Annotated in this window: 13 protein-coding genes; 5 read left to right on the top strand and 8 right to left on the bottom strand. The window is 66.2% G+C overall.

Annotation, left to right across the window (positions count from 1 at the left end; translation table 11 throughout):
• Nucleotides 1-4 precede the first annotated feature (4 nt).
• Nucleotides 5-1,642: a chaperonin GroEL gene (groL, locus tag BMZ97_RS11450; RefSeq protein ID WP_092169087.1), complete on the top strand. Its 1,638-nt coding sequence runs from the start codon at nucleotides 5-7 to the stop codon at nucleotides 1,640-1,642.
• A 186-nt stretch (nucleotides 1,643-1,828) separates the two neighbouring features.
• The gene (locus BMZ97_RS11455) at nucleotides 1,829-3,916 is read left to right on the top strand and encodes an ABC transporter ATP-binding protein/permease (protein ID WP_092169090.1); all 2,088 of its coding nucleotides are present in this window, start codon (nucleotides 1,829-1,831) and stop codon (nucleotides 3,914-3,916) included.
• Nucleotides 3,917-4,270: 354 nt separating this feature from the next.
• Here BMZ97_RS11455 and BMZ97_RS11460 read toward each other — a convergent pair whose 3' ends face one another.
• From BMZ97_RS11460 to hisS, 4 genes are all read right to left on the bottom strand, one after another.
• Nucleotides 4,271-4,753, bottom strand: coding sequence for an META domain-containing protein (locus BMZ97_RS11460; protein ID WP_092169093.1), 483 nt, complete (start codon nucleotides 4,751-4,753; stop codon nucleotides 4,271-4,273).
• 180 nt (nucleotides 4,754-4,933) lie between these two features.
• Nucleotides 4,934-5,908 carry an ATP phosphoribosyltransferase gene (hisG, locus tag BMZ97_RS11465; protein ID WP_092169096.1) on the bottom strand — a complete coding sequence of 325 codons (975 nt, stop codon included), beginning with the start codon at nucleotides 5,906-5,908 and terminating at the stop codon, nucleotides 4,934-4,936.
• Nucleotides 5,905-7,017 carry an ATP phosphoribosyltransferase regulatory subunit gene (locus tag BMZ97_RS11470; protein ID WP_092169099.1) on the bottom strand — a complete coding sequence of 371 codons (1,113 nt, stop codon included), beginning with the start codon at nucleotides 7,015-7,017 and terminating at the stop codon, nucleotides 5,905-5,907. Before BMZ97_RS11470 ends, hisG begins: the two co-directional genes overlap by 4 nt.
• 225 nt (nucleotides 7,018-7,242) lie before the next feature.
• The gene (hisS, locus tag BMZ97_RS11475) at nucleotides 7,243-8,823 is read right to left on the bottom strand and encodes a histidine--tRNA ligase (protein ID WP_092169102.1); all 1,581 of its coding nucleotides are present in this window, start codon (nucleotides 8,821-8,823) and stop codon (nucleotides 7,243-7,245) included.
• A gap of 161 nt (nucleotides 8,824-8,984) precedes the next feature.
• Here hisS and BMZ97_RS11480 point away from each other — a divergent pair, with 161 nt between their 5' ends.
• On the top strand, nucleotides 8,985-9,689 hold the full coding sequence (locus tag BMZ97_RS11480; protein ID WP_175525524.1) for a DUF3053 family protein: 705 nt from the start codon (nucleotides 8,985-8,987) through the stop codon (nucleotides 9,687-9,689).
• A gap of 120 nt (nucleotides 9,690-9,809) precedes the next feature.
• Here the strand turns inward: BMZ97_RS11480 and glcF are convergent, their stop codons facing one another.
• The 4 genes from glcF to BMZ97_RS11500 form a co-directional block, all read right to left on the bottom strand.
• On the bottom strand, nucleotides 9,810-11,186 hold the full coding sequence (glcF, locus tag BMZ97_RS11485; RefSeq protein WP_092169108.1) for a glycolate oxidase subunit GlcF: 1,377 nt from the start codon (nucleotides 11,184-11,186) through the stop codon (nucleotides 9,810-9,812).
• A gap of 194 nt (nucleotides 11,187-11,380) precedes the next feature.
• Nucleotides 11,381-12,670: an FAD-binding protein gene (locus BMZ97_RS11490; protein WP_092169111.1), complete on the bottom strand. Its 1,290-nt coding sequence runs from the start codon at nucleotides 12,668-12,670 to the stop codon at nucleotides 11,381-11,383.
• 69 nt (nucleotides 12,671-12,739) lie between these two features.
• Nucleotides 12,740-13,024, bottom strand: coding sequence for a GIY-YIG nuclease family protein (locus BMZ97_RS11495; protein WP_092169113.1), 285 nt, complete (start codon nucleotides 13,022-13,024; stop codon nucleotides 12,740-12,742).
• 59 nt (nucleotides 13,025-13,083) lie between these two features.
• Nucleotides 13,084-14,520: an FAD-linked oxidase C-terminal domain-containing protein gene (locus BMZ97_RS11500; protein ID WP_092169117.1), complete on the bottom strand. Its 1,437-nt coding sequence runs from the start codon at nucleotides 14,518-14,520 to the stop codon at nucleotides 13,084-13,086.
• 239 nt (nucleotides 14,521-14,759) lie between these two features.
• Here BMZ97_RS11500 and BMZ97_RS11505 point away from each other — a divergent pair, with 239 nt between their 5' ends.
• Entirely contained in the window at nucleotides 14,760-15,665 is a 906-nt protein-coding gene (locus BMZ97_RS11505; protein WP_092169120.1) for a LysR family transcriptional regulator, read from the top strand.
• A 74-nt stretch (nucleotides 15,666-15,739) separates the two neighbouring features.
• Nucleotides 15,740-16,666, top strand: a complete 927-nt coding sequence (locus BMZ97_RS11510; RefSeq protein WP_092169124.1) for an SMP-30/gluconolactonase/LRE family protein — start codon at nucleotides 15,740-15,742, stop codon at nucleotides 16,664-16,666.
• Nucleotides 16,667-16,807 lie beyond the last annotated feature (141 nt).

Consider the following 16,807-nt stretch of genomic DNA (forward strand, 5'->3'; position numbering starts at 1 on the left):
TCTTATGGCTGCCAAAGACGTCAAGTTCTCCACCGACGCACGCGACCGCATGCTGCGCGGCGTCGAAATCCTCAACAACGCCGTCAAGGTCACGCTCGGTCCCAAGGGCCGTAACGTCGTGATCGACAAGTCGTTCGGCGCCCCGCGCATCACCAAGGACGGCGTCACCGTCGCCAAGGAGATCGAGCTCGCCGACAAGTTCGAGAACATGGGCGCCCAGATGGTGCGCGAAGTGGCCTCGAAGCAGAACGACGCCGCCGGCGACGGCACCACGACCGCCACCGTTCTGGCCGCCGCCATCATGCGCGAAGGCCTGAAGTCGGTTGCCGCCGGCATGAACCCGATGGATCTGAAGCGCGGCATCGATCTGGCTGTCGAAGCCATCGTCGCCGACCTCAAGAAGAACTCCAAGAAGGTCACGTCCAACGCGGAAGTCGCGCAGGTCGGCACCATCTCGGCGAACGGCGACGAGTCGGTCGGCAAGATGATCGCGACCGCCATGCAGAAGGTCGGCAACGAGGGTGTCATCACCGTCGAGGAAGCCAAGACCGCCGAGACCGAGCTCGACGTCGTCGAGGGCATGCAGTTCGACCGTGGCTATCTCTCGCCCTACTTCATCACCAACGCCGAGAAGATGGTCGCTGAGCTCGAGGATCCCTACATCCTCATCTTCGAGAAGAAGCTGTCTTCGCTCCAGGCGATGCTGCCGATCCTCGAGGCCGTCGTTCAGACCGGCAAGCCGCTGCTGATCATCGCCGAGGACGTCGAGGGCGAGGCTCTTGCCACGCTCGTCGTCAACAAGCTCCGTGGCGGCCTGAAGGTCGCGGCCGTCAAGGCTCCGGGCTTCGGCGATCGCCGCAAGGCGATGCTCGAGGATCTCTCGATCCTGACCGCCGGTCAGATGATCTCGGAAGACCTCGGCATCAAGCTCGAGACCGTGACGCTCGCCATGCTCGGACGCGCCAAGAAGGTGCGCATCGAGAAGGAGAACACCACGATCATCGACGGCGCCGGCAAGAAGAAGGACATCGAGGGCCGCGTCGCGCAGATCAAGGCGCAGATCGAGGAGACCACCTCGGACTACGACCGTGAGAAGCTCCAGGAGCGTCTCGCCAAGCTCGCTGGCGGCGTCGCGGTGATCCGCGTCGGCGGCGCGACCGAAGTCGAAGTCAAGGAGAAGAAGGACCGCGTCGACGATGCCCTGAACGCGACCCGCGCTGCGGTCGAAGAAGGCATCCTGCCGGGCGGCGGCGTCGCCCTCCTGCGCGCGCTCTCGACCGTCAAGGCGATCAAGACCGCCAATGACGACCAGAAGACCGGCGTCGAAATCGTCCGCAAGGCGATCATGGCCCCGGCCAAGCAGATCGTCGACAACGCTGGCGATGACGGCGCTGTCGTGGTCGGCAAGCTGCTCGAGTCCAAGGAATACGCCTTCGGCTACAACGCCCAGACCGGCGTCTATGGCGATCTGGTCAAGGCCGGCATCATCGACCCGACCAAGGTCGTCCGCACGGCGATCCAGGACGCGGCTTCGATCGCTGGCCTGCTGATCACCACGGAAGCGATGATCGCCGAGCTGCCGAAGAAGGACTCCCCGATGCCCCCGATGGGCGGCGGCGGCATGGGCGGTATGGATTTCTGATCCAAGCCACCTCGCTCCTTGCGAAGACTGTGGAAGGCCCGGCGCAAGCCGGGCCTTTTTCATGTCCGGCAGATGACAATTTGCTGATCTTCCGGTGCCGCCATTGAATGGCCGCATCCTCTGCGACATGGTCAGAATCGCGATGGCATCTCGTCATCCCCAGCCATTTCCGCAGGATCCTTGCCCATGCGCCCTTTGAGCATCGCCGTCGCCGTGCTTGCCGTGATCGCCCTCATCGTCGGCCAGCAAAGCGGCAGCGCCGGAGCCATCGGGATGGGCGTCATCGGCCTGCTGCTTGCCGCCGCGACATGGCAGGCCGCCGCGATCGCGACGTTTCTCAGGATCTTCTCGGTCATCTTCGGCGTCGAGTATGTGCTCACCGGCGCCGCCTTCCTGGTCGCCCAATCCGGCGCCTGGCCCCAGGCCTGGCAGGCGCTCGTGCCGCCGGCCAGCCTGACGATCACGATCGCGGTCTTCGGCCTGGTGGTCTACGCGATCTCGTTCGTGCCGAGCATCCAGCGCATCGCGCGGCTGGCCTCCCCCTATTTCGAGGCTCAGGAGCCGACGGCCGCTCAGATGTGGCCGGCGGGACCGTTCAGGATCGGCACGGGCCGGATGGGAGTGCTGCTACTGGTCTTCCTGGTCGTGCTCAACCAGTTGCAGGTCGGCATCTCGCTCAGGCTGTCCTTCTTCAACCGCGATTTCTACAACGCGATCCAGGAGAAGGACGCCGCCAGCTTCTGGTACCAGCTCATCTATGTGTTCAGCGTCTGGGCGGCGATCTCGGTCATCTCCAACCTGATTGAGCTCTTCGCCAACTACACGCTGCTGATCCGCTGGCGGCGCTGGATGGCGGAGAAGTTCAGCGCCGCCTGGCTGCGCAACGGTACCCACTACCGCGTCTCTCTTGCGGGCAGCGCCGACAACCCCGACCAGCGCATCGCCGAAGATACCCGCTCCTTCGTCAACCAGACCTACGGCTTCGCGCTGCCGCTGTTGACGCAGGTGTCGACACTGGTCTCGTTCTCGATCATCCTCTGGTCCATCCCAGTGGCGAGCAAGGTGCCTGGCACCGATATCACCGTTCCCGGCTTCATCTTCTGGATGGCGCTGATCTACTCGGTCGCGGCAACCTGGCTCGCCCACATGATCGGGCGGCCCATGATCGGGCTGGAGTTCGAGCAGGAACGGCGCGAGGCGACTTTCCGCTTCTCGCTGGCGCGGCTGCGCGAATACTCCGAACAGATCGCGCTGATGCGCGGCGAGGGCTCGGAGCAGCGCCACCTTAGCCAGCGCTTCGGCGATATCGTATCCAATTTCTACCGACTGGTCTGGGCGCGACTGAAACTGAACAGCTTCATCTACTCATTCGGCCAGGCTAACGTCGTCGTCCCCTATATCCTGTTAGCTCCGCATTACTTCGCCGGTACGATTACACTCGGCATCATGACGCAGGTCGCCTCGGCCTTCGACCGGGTCCAGACCGCGATGTCCTTCTTCATCGATCGTTACCAGACGATCGCCCAATATGTCGCCTCGATCAACCGCCTCACCACCTTCGAGGCCGCGATCGCGCAGGCGGCAAGCGCCAGCGACAAAGGCATCCATGAGGTGCCCGCCAAGGGCGACGCGGTGCATGTCGACGAGGCCACGCTCAGCCTGCCCAACGGCCAGCCGATCGTGCGGGTCCGCGATCTCGACCTCGGCACAGGCCAGCGGACACTGGTCATCGGCCCGTCGGGCTCGGGCAAGTCGACGCTGTTTCGCGCCATTGCCGGGATCTGGCCCTTCGGCCAGGGCAAAGTCGGCATCCCCACCGGAGCCGAGATCATGCTGCTGCCACAGCGCCCCTATCTACCCCAGGGCAGCCTGCGCGCGGCGCTTGCCTATCCCGCGCCGGTGGATGCCTATGGCGAGGCCGAGATCAAGGCAGCAATGCATCTGACCAAGCTCGACCATCTTTCCGAGCGGCTCGACGAGGTCGATCTCTGGGGCCAGCGTCTTTCCGGCGGCGAGCAGCAGCGCCTGGCCGTGGCACGCGCCCTGCTGACGAAGCCCGACTGGCTCTTCCTGGATGAAGCGACAGCCTCGCTCGACGAGAAGCTGGAGGGCGAGATCTATGCCGCGATCGAGCAGGCGCTGCCGCAGACCAAGATCGTCTCGATCGGCCACCGCTCGACGCTGCGGGCGATGCATGATTCGATCGTGATCATGCAGCCGAACGACGACGGCACCTTCAGCCCCAAGGCGGAAAGCCGGGAGATGGTCGGTTAGTTACCCCCGCTTCCGGAGGAGCGCGGGGAACCCTCTCCTATAAGGAGAGGGCAGGTGAGGTGTCGGCCGTTTGATGCTTTGGCCGTGGTCTCACCGCTGCTCCATCGTCATTGCGAGCGTAGCGAAGCAATCCAGGGGACGTAGAGCGAGCCCTCCTGGATTGCTTCGCTACGCTCGCAATGACGGCAAGGTTTCAACGCCACTGGTCCAGGGGCCGACACCTCACCCCTGCCCCTCTCACTGAACCCGGGTATACCCGGGTTCAGCACTCAGAGTGTCGAAGTCGGGTAGACCCGACTTCGATGCAGGAGAGGGGTTCCCCGCGCCCCGAAATGACGATGGCGGTTCCCGCGCTCAGAGACCGCGCTCGAAGCGCACCTCGCCGGCCGCGCCCTTGACGACCAGCTTGCCGTCGACGATGTCCCAATTGCGGGCGGCGCGCAGCGCGGTGAGATAGGCGCGCTCGAAATCGAGCAGGCCCTTGTCGCAGGTCCGCTTGGTCAGCGCGATCGGCCCGACCGCGAGGCCCTGCTGGCGCAGCGGATAGGCGGTAGCCGAGAAGGTGTTGCAGCCGCCAAAGCCGGTGCCGCGCAGATTGGCGTCGATCAGGAAGGTGGCGCGGCGATCGGAGATCGGCTTGCCGTTCAGCGAACTCGCGGCCCAGGAGGCGCCGGTCGGGAAGGACTTCTCCTGCTCGGCTGGCGGAATCTGCTGCTGTTGCTCCTGCGGCGCCTGCCGGCCGCGCCGGCTTTGGGCCTCGGCGGAACCAGCCATGAGCGAAGCCATCGGCACAAGCGCGGCGAGAAGGGCGGCATAGCCAAAGCGTCGGTTCGTCATTCTATCACCCGCAGTCATGCCCGCGACGATAGCGCGCGAGCTCTCCCTGTTGAAAGCGCGTAACGGCGTATTGTTCCGGGATCAATCAGGAAGGTGAGCCATGGACCCGAATTGCGGGATTTATGGGGCCTGCGCCCACCGACATCAGCAATCTCCGCCGCCCCCTGTCCGGCGCAGCGATCAGATGCGCGCCAGCAGCCGCTCGATCAGCGGATTGGCCTTGCGGAAGACGTAATCGGGCGCGCTCACCGTGATTTCGTCCGCGCCCGACCGCGCGAGATGCTCGACCAGCGCGAAAACCGACTTCTCCGGGCAGTGCAGCACCTGCACGCCGCCCTGCCCGGCCAGGCCGAAAGGCAGCCTCGCGCCGAACTGGGTGGTGATCGCCTCGAGCGCTTCCGACGTCACGCCGATATCGCGGGCGCGGATCTCGCGCACGGTGCGCGCCTCTTCCTCAGCGGCGATTCGCGACAGGATGGCGGTCGCAGCAGCGCGCGCCCGCGCGCCCCAAGGCGCCCGCACGGAAGCGACGAGATTGGCTTCCGACGCCAACATCACGCCATCGTCGAGCACCTTCAGGGCGTTGGCCGCCAAGGTGCTGCCGGTCGTGGTGATGTCGACCACGATCTCGGCCGTGCCGGCGGCGGGCGCTCCCTCGGTCGCGCCCAGGCTCTCGACGATGCGGTAATCGGCAAGGCCGTGCTGGGCGAAGAAGCGGCGGGTCAGGTTCACATATTTCGTGGCGACGCGCAGCTTGCGGCCCTGGCGGACGCGCATGGTCGAAGCGACATCGTCGAGATCGGCCATGCTGCGCACATCGATCCAGGCCTGGGGCACTGCGACGACGACATTGGCGTGGCCGAAGCCGAGCGGGGTCAGCATCGCGACGGCGGCATCCGCATCGGGAACCTGCTCGCGCACCAGATCCTCGCCGGTGACGCCGAGATGGACCGCGCCCGAAGCCAGCTGGGCGACGATCTCGTAAGCCGAGAGGAAAGCGACCTCCGCCCCCTCCAGCCCGGCGATGGTGCCGCGATAATCGCGCGCGCCGCGCGACTGCACGAATTTCAGCCCGGCGCGGCCGAAGAAGGCGGTGGCGTTCTCCTGCAGCCGGCCCTTGGAGGGAACGGCGAGGACGAGGGCCGGATCGCTCATGACTTGTCTCCCGCCAGCCGGTCGAGCCAGAGCGAAGCGCCCACCGCCGGAATGGAACCGGGCGCCCCGAGCCGCCCCAGCACATGGTCGTAGCGCCCGCCGCCGGCGACCGGCTTGCCGTCAGCGCGGGCGGCATCATGCAATTCGAAGATGAAGCCGGTGTAGTAGTCGAGATTGCGGGCGAAACCGGCGGCGAAGGCGATCTGCGTCACATCGACCCCGCGCACGGCAAGGAAGCCGGTGCGCTCGTCGAACGCGTCGAGCTGGCGGCCGAGATCGAGCGAGGCGCGCTCGGCCAGAGCGCGCAGGGAGGCCGACGCCGTGTCGGGATCGCCGGAGATGGCGAGCACCTGGCCGAGCAGCGCCTTGACGTCGGCATTGACCGGGTTCTCACGCTCGGCCGCCCGCGCCAGGAAGCGCTCGGCGATGTCGCCGGCCGTCCGGCCACCCACCGTCGAGATGCCGGCGATCGACAAGACATCCTCGACGAAGGCTTTTGCCGCCTTGGGATCCTGGCCTTCCAGCGCCTTGAGCAGGCCGGCATGAGCGGCATCGCCCTCAGGCTGCGGGGCGTCGAGCGCGGCGGTGGCCTCTGCGCCCTTGCCCTGCACGGCCGCGCGCATGAAGCGGCGGCGGGCGCCCTGGGGCACGGCGAGCCCGTCGAGCAAGGCATTGAGCAAGGCGACATCGCCCATCACGATCTTCGGCTCGGCGAGGCCGAGCGCGGCGGCGGCCTCGATCGTCAGCGCCATGATCTCGGCGTCGGCAGCGGCGAAATCGGTGCGGCCGAAGGATTCAAGCCCGGCCTGCGAGAACTCGCCGGGTTCGCCCGAGCGCATGCGGAAGACCGGGCCGGCATAGGCATAGGCCGCAGGCTCGGTCGAGCGTGCGGCGATGTGATCGAGCGCGACGGGAATGGTGTATTCGGGCCGCAGGCACCAGTCGCGCCCCTCGGCATCCTGCGTCATGAAGATGCGGCGGCGGATATCCTCGCCGGAGAGGTCGAGGAAGACGTCGGCAGGCTGCAGGATCGCCGGCTCGGCGCGGCCATAGCCTTCGCGCGCGAAAAGCGCGATCACGGTCTCGATGCTGGCACGGATGGCGGGCACGGCGGTTGATCCTGTTGCGGCCGCTGTCCTAGCAGCGGCGTGCGGTATTTTCGACGGTTTTTAGGGAATTGGGTGAACGGGATTTGGAGAGGCGTCATTCCCAGGCGGAGCGCCTCACCGTCATGGTCGGGCTTGTCCCGACCATCCACGTCTTCCGCCGTCGCGCGCTACGACCAAGACGTGGATGCTCGCCACAAGGGCGAGCATGACGGCTGGAGCCCCAGGTCAAGCCCGAGCATGACGGGCAAGCACCCGCTTCACCCCTTCGACCAGCTCCGCCACCGGCACGGCAAACTGCGCCTGCGCCTGCCGCTCCTTGTGCTCGGCGGAATCCTTGACCTCGCGCCCGGCGGCGGCGAGCTCGGCCCCCAGGATCAGATCCTTGATGATCACGGTGCCGGCGTCCCGTTCAGAAGAACCTTGAATGACCGCGCAGACCGCGCCGCGCTTGTCGGCATATTTCATCTGGGCGTTGAAGCCCGACGAGCCGAGATAGAGGTCGGCCCGCAGCAAGGGCTTGCCGGCCTCATCCCTGGCCTGGCGCAGCTCAGAGACGAAAGCCTGATAGCCCGGCATGTGCTCGGGCGACTTGTTGTCCATCGCGGTGACGACGACGAGCGGGAGCTCCGCCTTGGCGTCGACGATCGGCGATTTCACCGCCTTCAACGCCGAATAGAGCCTGGACACGCCGATCGAGAAGCCCGTGGCCGGCACCGGCTCGGGCCGGAAGCGCCCGACGAGCCCGTCATAGCGCCCGCCGCCCGCGACAGAGCCGAAGCGCACGACCTGGCCGTCGTCATTGGTGACCGGGAAGGTCAGTTCGACCTCGTAGACCGGGCCGGTGTAATATTCGAGGCCGCGGACGACTGAGGGGTCGATGCGGATGCGGTCGTTGCCATAACCCGACGCAACCAGCAATTTCGACATCTCGTCGAGCGTATTGACGCCTTCATACAGTACCGGATTCTCGCTACTGAGAGAATCCCAGGCTGTCTTGCTGACATCCCAGTCTTCAATGCCGGTCAAAACGTCGAGGAAGGCAGTGCGGCCTGCGTAAGTTGAAAAATCGGCACGAAGCAGTGCCAAGACAACATTGCTCTGCGGCTCACTCAGCCCCGCGCCCTTCGTAAAATCCCCGCTCTCGTCCTTGCGCCCGTCGCCAAGCAGCAGCTTCACGCCTTCCGGACCGAACTTGTCGAGCTTGTCGATCGCGCGCAGCACGGTCAGCCGGCGGCCGGCATGTTCCTCGCCGCCCAGCCCGATCGCCTCCATCACGCCGTCGAGCACCTTGCGGTTGTTGACCTTGACGACATAGTCGCCGCGCTTGATGCCCAGCGCCTCCATCGTATCGGCGGCGAGCATGCAGATCTCGGCATCGGCCGCGACCGAACCCGCGCCGACGATATCGGCGTCGAACTGCATGAACTGGCGGAAACGCCCAGGACCCGGCTTCTCATTGCGGAAGACATAGCCGGCGCGATAGCTGCGATAAGGCTTCGGCAGCGCGTCGTAATTCTCCGCGACATAGCGGGCGAGCGGCGCGGTCAGGTCGTAGCGCAGCGAGAGCCACTGCTCGTCATCGTCCTGGAAGGAGAAGACGCCCTCATTGGGCCGGTCCTGATCGGGCAGGAATTTGCCGAGCGCATCGGAAAACTCGACGAAGGGCGTCTCGACCGGATCGAAGCCATAACGCGAGAAGCTCTCGCGGATGACCCCGAGCATGCGCTCGGTTGCCGCGACGTCGGCGGGGCCGCGATCGACGAAACCACGCGGCTGGCGGGCTTTGAGCTTGTCGGGCTTCGACATGGGATCTACTTCTCGGTCATGCGCGGCAGCGGCCGGCGCCGCTGGGTTCTTCCGCGTCGGGTTAGCCCGCTGGCGCGCCAGGGGCAAGCGCAGCGGCCGTCATCGCGCTGGTTTGGCAATGACAGCGCCGCAGCATCGCGCGGCGCAGCATGGGGGAAGACATGATCACCCGCCGGCTCCTGGGCGTCTTCGCCTGCCTCTTCGCCGCCGTCCTGCTGACCGCCTGCAGCCCCAGCGAGGCCGACCAGCGCAAGGCCTTCATCGCCTTCCTCAAGGACGACGTGCTCGCCAAGACGGGTCTGCGCCTGCCGCAGCCCGACGCCGAGAAGCAGAAATCCTTCGGCGCCTATGCCGAGCACTATGCCGTCATCACCCGCTTCCATGAGCGCATGAACGCCTCCGTCGCCAAGCCTATGCAGGAGACGCTGGCCAAGAGCATGCCGCGCTCGATCGAGGATATCGTCGCGCGCAAGGCCGATCTCGTCACCGTGCGCAGCGGCTTCGCCGGCATGCGCGACGCGCTTGATCAGGCGCTCGCGACGGCGGCAAGCGAGAAGGCGGCGCTGAAGCAGCCCGAGGATCTCGCTGCTGTCTACGCGGCTGTCTACGACAAGGCCGTCACTGCGCCAGCCACCGCATTCCGCCAGGTCTTCCCGACCGCCGACGACGCCTTCGCAGCGATCATCGCGCTTGCCGATCTGATCGAAAGCAACCGGAAGGCGATCAAGCTCAACGGCTCGCAGATGGAGATTTCCAATCCCGCGCTGCGAACGAAAGTGCAGGCTGCGCTCGAAGCGATGAACGCCAAACAGCGCGGCATGACCGAGGCGCAGCAGACGCTGCGCCGGGCGGTTTTCGGGAATTAGGGCGGGCTGCTTGGGTTCGGAAGACGAGAAAGGCGGGGGGAACCCTCTCCCTACGGGAGAGGGTTCCCCCCGCCTGCGCGATTTCAGGCAGAGGCACTCCGCGAGTAGGAACGAAGCCCGCTACTCCGCAGCAATCAGCCGCCCCGGCTCCCTGACCGGCACGTCCGCGATCCCCGCTGCCGCCAGCTTCTCGGGCAAGGGGCCGCCCGTCGCCCAGTCCAACAGTTCGGCGGTGTGGACGACCGGCGTCGTCGCGCCCTTGTCGGCAAAGCCCTTGGCGAGCTGGGTCATGCAGCCGATATTGCCGGTCGCGACCAGCACCGGCCGGGTCTTCTCGATATTGCCGATCTTGCGCTCGCGCAGCTGTCCCGCGATCTGCGGCTGGAGGATGTTGTAGACGCCGGCCGAGCCGCAGCAGATATGCCCCTCCGGCACCTCCTTGACCTTGAAGCCGGCGGCCGAGAGCAGGCGCTTGGGGCCGTCCTTGAGCTGCTGGCCATGCTGCATCGAGCAGGCGGAGTGATAGGCGATCGGAATCGCGAGATCGCGCGCATGGCGCAGGTCGATCGTCTCGAGGAACTCGGTCACATCCTTGGCCAGGCCTGAGACCGTGGCGGCCGTCTTGGCGTAGGCCGGCTCGTTGCGGAACATGAAGCCGTAATCCTTGATCGTGGTGCCGCAGCCCGAGGCCGTGATCAGGATCGCATCCAGCCCCTCGCCGGTGACCTCAGTCATCCAGGCGTCGATATTGCGGCGGGCGAAGGCGAGCGCGTCGTGCTCGCGGCCCATATGATGGACGAGCGCGCCGCAGCAGCCCTCGCCCTTGGGCAGCACAACCTCGACGCCATGGCGCGTCAGCAGGCGGATCGTCGCCTCGTTGATCGCGGGATCGAGCACCGGCTGGGCACAACCCGACAGGAGCGCGACGCGCTTGCGGCGCACGCCGGTGACGGGAAAACTTTGCGGCCCCTCCATCGTCGAGCGCGACGGCAGCCGGGCGGGCGCGAGCGCCAGCATCGCCTTCAGGCGCGCTCCGACGCCCGGCAGGCTGCCGAGCACGCCGGCAAAGGGCTTTGCCAGCATCGCGCCCAGCATGGCGAGCCTGAAGCGACCGGGATGCGGCAGGATCACTGAGAGCAGGCGGCGCAGCGCCTTGTCGGCGAAGCCGCGCTCATAAGTCTCCTCGATATGGGCGCGGGCATGGTCGACGAGGTGCATGTAGTTCACCCCCGAGGGGCAGGTCGTCATGCAGGAGAGGCAGGAGAGGCAGCGGTCGACATGCTTCACCACCTCTTCGGTGGCGGGCTTGCCGTTCTCCAGCATGTCCTTGATCAGATAGATGCGCCCGCGCGGGCTATCGAGCTCGTCGCCGAGCAAGAGATAGGTCGGGCAGGTCGCGGTGCAGAAGCCGCAATGCACGCAGGTGCGCAAGATCTTCTCCGACGCCGGCAGGCGCGGATCGGAGGCGAGATGGGCGGGGGAGAAGTTGGTCTGCATGGCTACGCTCTGATCGTCCTGTCACCCGCAACGGCTCTTCCCTTCTCCCGGATGGGAGAAGGTGGCGCGGAGCGCCGGATGAGGGTGTCCCCTCTCAATAGGAGGTGCTGCGGCTCCGTCCCACCACAACAATCAGCGGCACACCCTCATCCCTGCCCTTCTCCCATCCGGGAGAAGGGTTCCCCGCGCCTCTCTCAAATCCCCGCATACATCCGGCCCGGCTCGAAAATGCCGGCCGGATCGAAACTCGTCTTGATGCCGGCCGTGACCCGCAGCAGCGGTTCGGGCATCGGATCGAACACCGGCACGCTGGCGCGGATCGCGTCCGGCGCGCGCACCAGCGTGGCGTGACCGCCGAGCGGCTTGATCGCGGCGCGGATCGCGGCTGCGCCGGCATCATCCGCATCGGGCACCGCGAGCCAGACCAGCCCGCCGCCCCAATCATAGAACCAGCGCGCCTGTGGCAGCGCATTCGCTATGGCTGCCGTCGCCCTGGGTCCGTTCGTCGGCGCCAGCGACAAGCGCCAGACCGCCTCTTGCGTGCCGGCGAAGAAGCCTGCGTCGCGCACATCCTGCCACAGCGCCTCGGAGGCCGCTCCCTCCAGCATCTCCGGCGTGCCATGGGCGGTGAGGAGCGTGGCGAGCTCGGCGGCGCGATAGTCGATCGAGGCGGAGAAATTCTCCAGCCGCAGCAGCGTGCGGGCCTCACCCGAGCCGTTTCCGATCCAATTGGATCGTTCAACAGCTCCAGCTCTTTGTTTTGACGCGTTTTCTTCACGCGAACCGGTGTCCACTTCGCTCGAAAACGCTCTAGCGCCGATGCCAGCCGGCAGATGCGCCGCCGCGAAAGGCTCGAAGGGCGAGCCGAGCGCAGTCGAGAGCAGCCCGACCGCCGCCTCGTCCGGCAAACCGCGCCAGACCAGCGTGACGACGCGCTCCGGCTTCGGCAGCACGCGGAAGACGACCTCGGTGAGGAAGCCCAGCGTCCCGAAGCTGCCGGCGACGAGCTTCACAAGATCAAGCCCGGTGACGTTCTTCATCACCCGCCCACCGGACTTGATCGCCTCGCCTCGGCCATTGATCAGCCTGATGCCGATGAGCGAATCGCGCGCCGCGCCAGCATTGATGCGGCGCGGGCCGGAAATATTGCCCGCCGCAACCGCCCCGATCGTCGGCGCTCCTTCTGTGCCCAGCAGCGCGCGATGGTCCATCGGCTCGAAGGGCAGCATCTGGCCGCGTTCGGCCAGCGTCTCCTGCACAAGCGAAAGCGGCGTGCCGGCGCGCGCGCCGATCACCATCTCGGCGGGCTCATAGAGCGTGATGCCGGTGAGGCCGGCGCTGGAGAGCGTGCTCGCCGCCTGCGAGGGCCGCCCGAGGCCGCTGCGCGTGCCGCCACCGCGAATGGCGAGCGGTATGCCGCTGGCGAACACGGATTTGACGACGGCGCAGGCCTGCGCCTCGGTGGTGGGTGTGTGGATGATCACGCACCACCTCCTGTCTTTCCGGGGCTTCGCGCAGCGAAGAACCCGGAACCCACGACGGGGCGACACACGTCAAGCGAGCCCTTCATAGAGGTCTTTCCATTCGGGATTCATGTCCTCGATCAGTGTGATCTTCCAAGCCCTGCGCCACTTCTTCTGAATCTTTTCCCGGTCAATGGCATCCCGGATGTCCTCGAACTGCTCGTACCAAACCAGCCGATCAACCCCATAGCGACTCGTGAACCCTGCATTCTGCTTCGACTTGTGTTCATAGGTACGCCTCGCAACATTGTTGGTGACGCCGAGATAAAGTGTACCGCTCCGCTTGCTGGCCATGAGATAGACGAAACAGGTCATCGCGCTCACCCAGCCGTGGGTTCCGGGTTCTCGCTTCGCGAGCTCCGGAATGACAGGTTTTATGCCGCAACTCGCCCTTCCAGCGGAAACACCTTCGCGGGATTGAGCAGCCACTGCCCATCGAACACCGCCCTCACCCGCATCTGCTGCTGCAGATCCTCGGGATTGAACTGCACCGTCATCAGGTCGCGCTTCTCGATGCCGACGCCGTGCTCGCCGGTCAGGCAGCCGCCGACCTCGACGCAGAGCTTGAGGATGTCCATGCCGGCATCCTCGGCCTTCTGCGCCTCGATCGGGTCGTTGCAGTTGTAGAGGATCAGCGGGTGGAGATTGCCGTCCCCGGCATGGAAGACATTGGCGACGCGAAGCCCATAGCCCTTCACGATCTCGTCCATGCGCCGCAGCACATGCGGCAATTGCCCGGTCGGGATCGTGCCGTCCATGCAGATATAGTCGGCGATGCGACCGGTCGCGCCGAAGGCGGATTTGCGGCCCTTCCAGATCGCCGCCGTCTCCATCGCCGACTTGCTCTCCTTGACGGTCTTGACGCCATGCTCGCGGGCAATAGTGACGATGCGGGCAAGCTGGGCGTCCATCTCGGCATCCGAGCCCTCGACCTCGATGATCAGGAGCGCCTCGACATCCATCGGATAGCCGGCATGGGCGAAGGCCTCGCAGATCTCGATCGCCGGCTTGTCCATGAACTCCATCGCGACGGGAATGATGCCGGCGCCGATGATGGCGGCGACCGCCTCGCCCGCCTGCTCGCTGGTGGGGAAGCCGAACAGCACCGGGCGCGCGCCTTCGGCCGAGCGCAGGATGCGCACGGTCGCTTCCGTGACGATGCCGAGCTGGCCTTCCGAACCGACGATCAGGCCGAGGATGTCGAGGCCGCCGGAATCGAGATGGGCACCGCCGATTTCAACGACGCTGCCGTCGAGCATCACCAGCGTGACGCCGAGCACGTTGTTGGTGGTGACGCCGTATTTCAGGCAATGCGCACCGCCCGAGTTCATGCCGATATTGCCGCCGATCGAGCAGGCGAGCTGCGAGGACGGGTCGGGCGCGTAGAAGAAGCCTTCCGCCATGACTTCGCCGGTGACGGCGAGATTGGTGACGCCGGCCTGCACCTTGGCGACGCGGTTGGCGTAATCGATCTCGAGGATACGGTTCATTTTGGAGACGCCGATGACGACAGCGTCCTCCTGCGGGATCGCGCCACCGGCGAGCGACGTGCCCGCCCCACGCGGCACGACCGGCACGCCCTGGGCGCTGCAGAATTTCAGCACCGCCGCGACCTCCTGCGTGGTCGAGGGCAACACGACGGCCAGCGGCAGGCGGCGATAGGCGGTCAGCGCATCGGTCTCGTAAGGCCTGCGCTCATCGGCCGAGGTGATCAGCGCCTCGGGCGCGACCAGGCGGCTCAGGCCGGCGATGATCTCGTCGCGGCGAGCGAGGATGCTCTCATCGGGCACGGGAAAGGCGATGGCGGACATGAACAGCCTCTATCGTTGCAGACATCCGGCCCCCCGTCATTGCGAGCGCAGCGAAGCAATCCAGTCTCGTAGAGCGCAGTGGCCCTGGATTGCTTCGTCGCTGCGCTCCTCGCAATGACGATGGCGGCGAGTCACGCTCAAGGTGGAGCATGGCCGCAGCAATCCTAGACCAATTCCAACTGGCTTGCAGTGCAACCAACGTCCATGATTATTTCCAATTCGGAAAAGATGAGGGCGCTATGGACCGGTTCGGCGATCTCGACGTCTTCGCCCATGTCGTCACGGCCAAGAGCATGTCGGCGGCGGGCCGCCAGCTCAACCTCTCGCCGGCCGTCATTTCCAAGCGCATCCGGCGTCTGGAGGAGCGGCTCGGCGTGCGCCTGCTGCAGCGCACGACACGGCAACTCTCGCTGACCGAGGCCGGCCAGGGCTTTTATGAGCGCGTGGTCTCGGTGCTGTCCTCGATCGAGGATGCCGAGTCCTGGGTCGCCAGCGGCGCAGGCCAGGCGCGCGGCACGCTGCGCGTCTCGGCGCCGACCTCCTTCGGGCGGCTGCATATCGCGCCGCATCTCAAGCCCTTCCTCGATGCGCATCCGCAGGTGACGGTCGACCTGATCCTGGGCGACGCCTTCGTCGACATCGTCGGCGAAGGCTTCGACCTGGCGGTGCGCATCGCCGACCTCCAGGATTCGAGCCTCGTCGCCAAGCGGCTCGCGCCGAATCACCGCGTGCTTTGCGCCACGCCGGGCTATCTCGCCGCGAACGGCACGCCCGGCAGCATCGAGGATCTGGCGCGCCATACGCTGATCGCGCACAACGCCGACCATTGGCGATTGGACGGGCCGGGCGGGCCAGTCAGCGTGCGCGTCAACGGACCCTTACGGACCAATTCGAGCGAGGTGGTGCGCGAGGCGCTGCTGGCCGGCCTCGGCATCGCGCTGCGCTCGACCTGGGATGTCGGGCCGGAGCTGAAATCGGGCGCCTTGCAACGCGTCCTGCCGGAGTATTCCGTCGGCAAGCGCGTCGCGGTCTACGCGGTCTATCCCAGCCGCCGGCATATGGAGCAGAAGGTGCGCGCCTTCGTCGACTATCTCGGCGAGCTCTATGGCGCGACACCATACTGGGATGAGGGGCTGGGGTTGTGAGGCGCATAGTTGGCGAAGCCGCCGATCTGTGCTCCCGATAACCCGACACCAAAACGGCCCAGGGATTGGAAATCATGTTCGGCGTTCTCGAAGGCACCGGCGTCGAGGTTCTCGACCAGCGCTTCCATCGCATCGTGCCCGGCTCCGCCCGCGTCGAGCGCCTCTGGACCGGCGCGCGCTGGTCGGAAGGGCCTGCCTGGTTTCCCGCCCACCACATGCTGGTCTGGTCGGACATCCCCAATGACCGGATGCTGCGCTACGACGCGCTGAGCGGCCAGGTCGGCGTCTTCCGCCAGCCGGCCCGGAACTCCAACGGCAACACGGTCGATCGCCAGGGCAGACTCGTCACCTGCGAACATGGCGGGCGTCAGGTGACACGAACCGAGCATGACGGCTCCGTCACCGTGCTGGCGAGCCACTTCAACGGCAAGCGGCTGAACTCGCCCAATGACGTCGTGGTCAAGTCGGACGGCTCGATCTGGTTCACCGACCCCGATTACGGCATCCTCACCGATTATGAGGGCAACACATCCGACAGCGAGATCGGGCGTTGCAACGTCTATAGAATAGACCCGCAGTCGGGCGCCGTGACCATCGTCACCGATGATTTCGTCAAGCCCAACGGCCTCGCCTTCTCCCTCGACGAAAGCATCCTCTACATTGCCGATACCGGCGCGAGCCATGACCCCGCCAACGGCCCGCGCCATATCCGCGCCTGCCGGCTCGGCGCGGACGGCGCGACGCTCGGGCGCTCCGAGATCTTCGCGACCTGCACGGCTGGCCTGTTCGACGGCTTCCGGCTGGATGTGACCGGCCGGATCTGGACCAGTGCGGCCGATGGCGTGCACATCTACCACCCCGACGGCACGCTGATCGGCAAGGTCGCGATCCCCGAGACCGTCGCCAACGTCGCCTGGGGCGGCCCCAAGCTCAACCGCCTGTTCATCTGCGGCACGACCTCGCTCTACGCCGTGATGACGCACACCAACGGCGCGCGCTGAGCGAGGGGGGCAGGTCACGTCGCATTCGGTCTGATGCCGCAGGGCCGACGATTCCAGCCCGAACCACGCCGTCATTCCGGGGCAGGCGGCAGGCCTGAGCCCGGAACCCAGAACCGATGCCCGCGACGTTTGAGGCTCGCC

It is taken from the genome of Allobosea sp. OK403, from assembly GCF_900113835.1.
Lineage (GTDB): Bacteria > Pseudomonadota > Alphaproteobacteria > Rhizobiales > Beijerinckiaceae > Allobosea.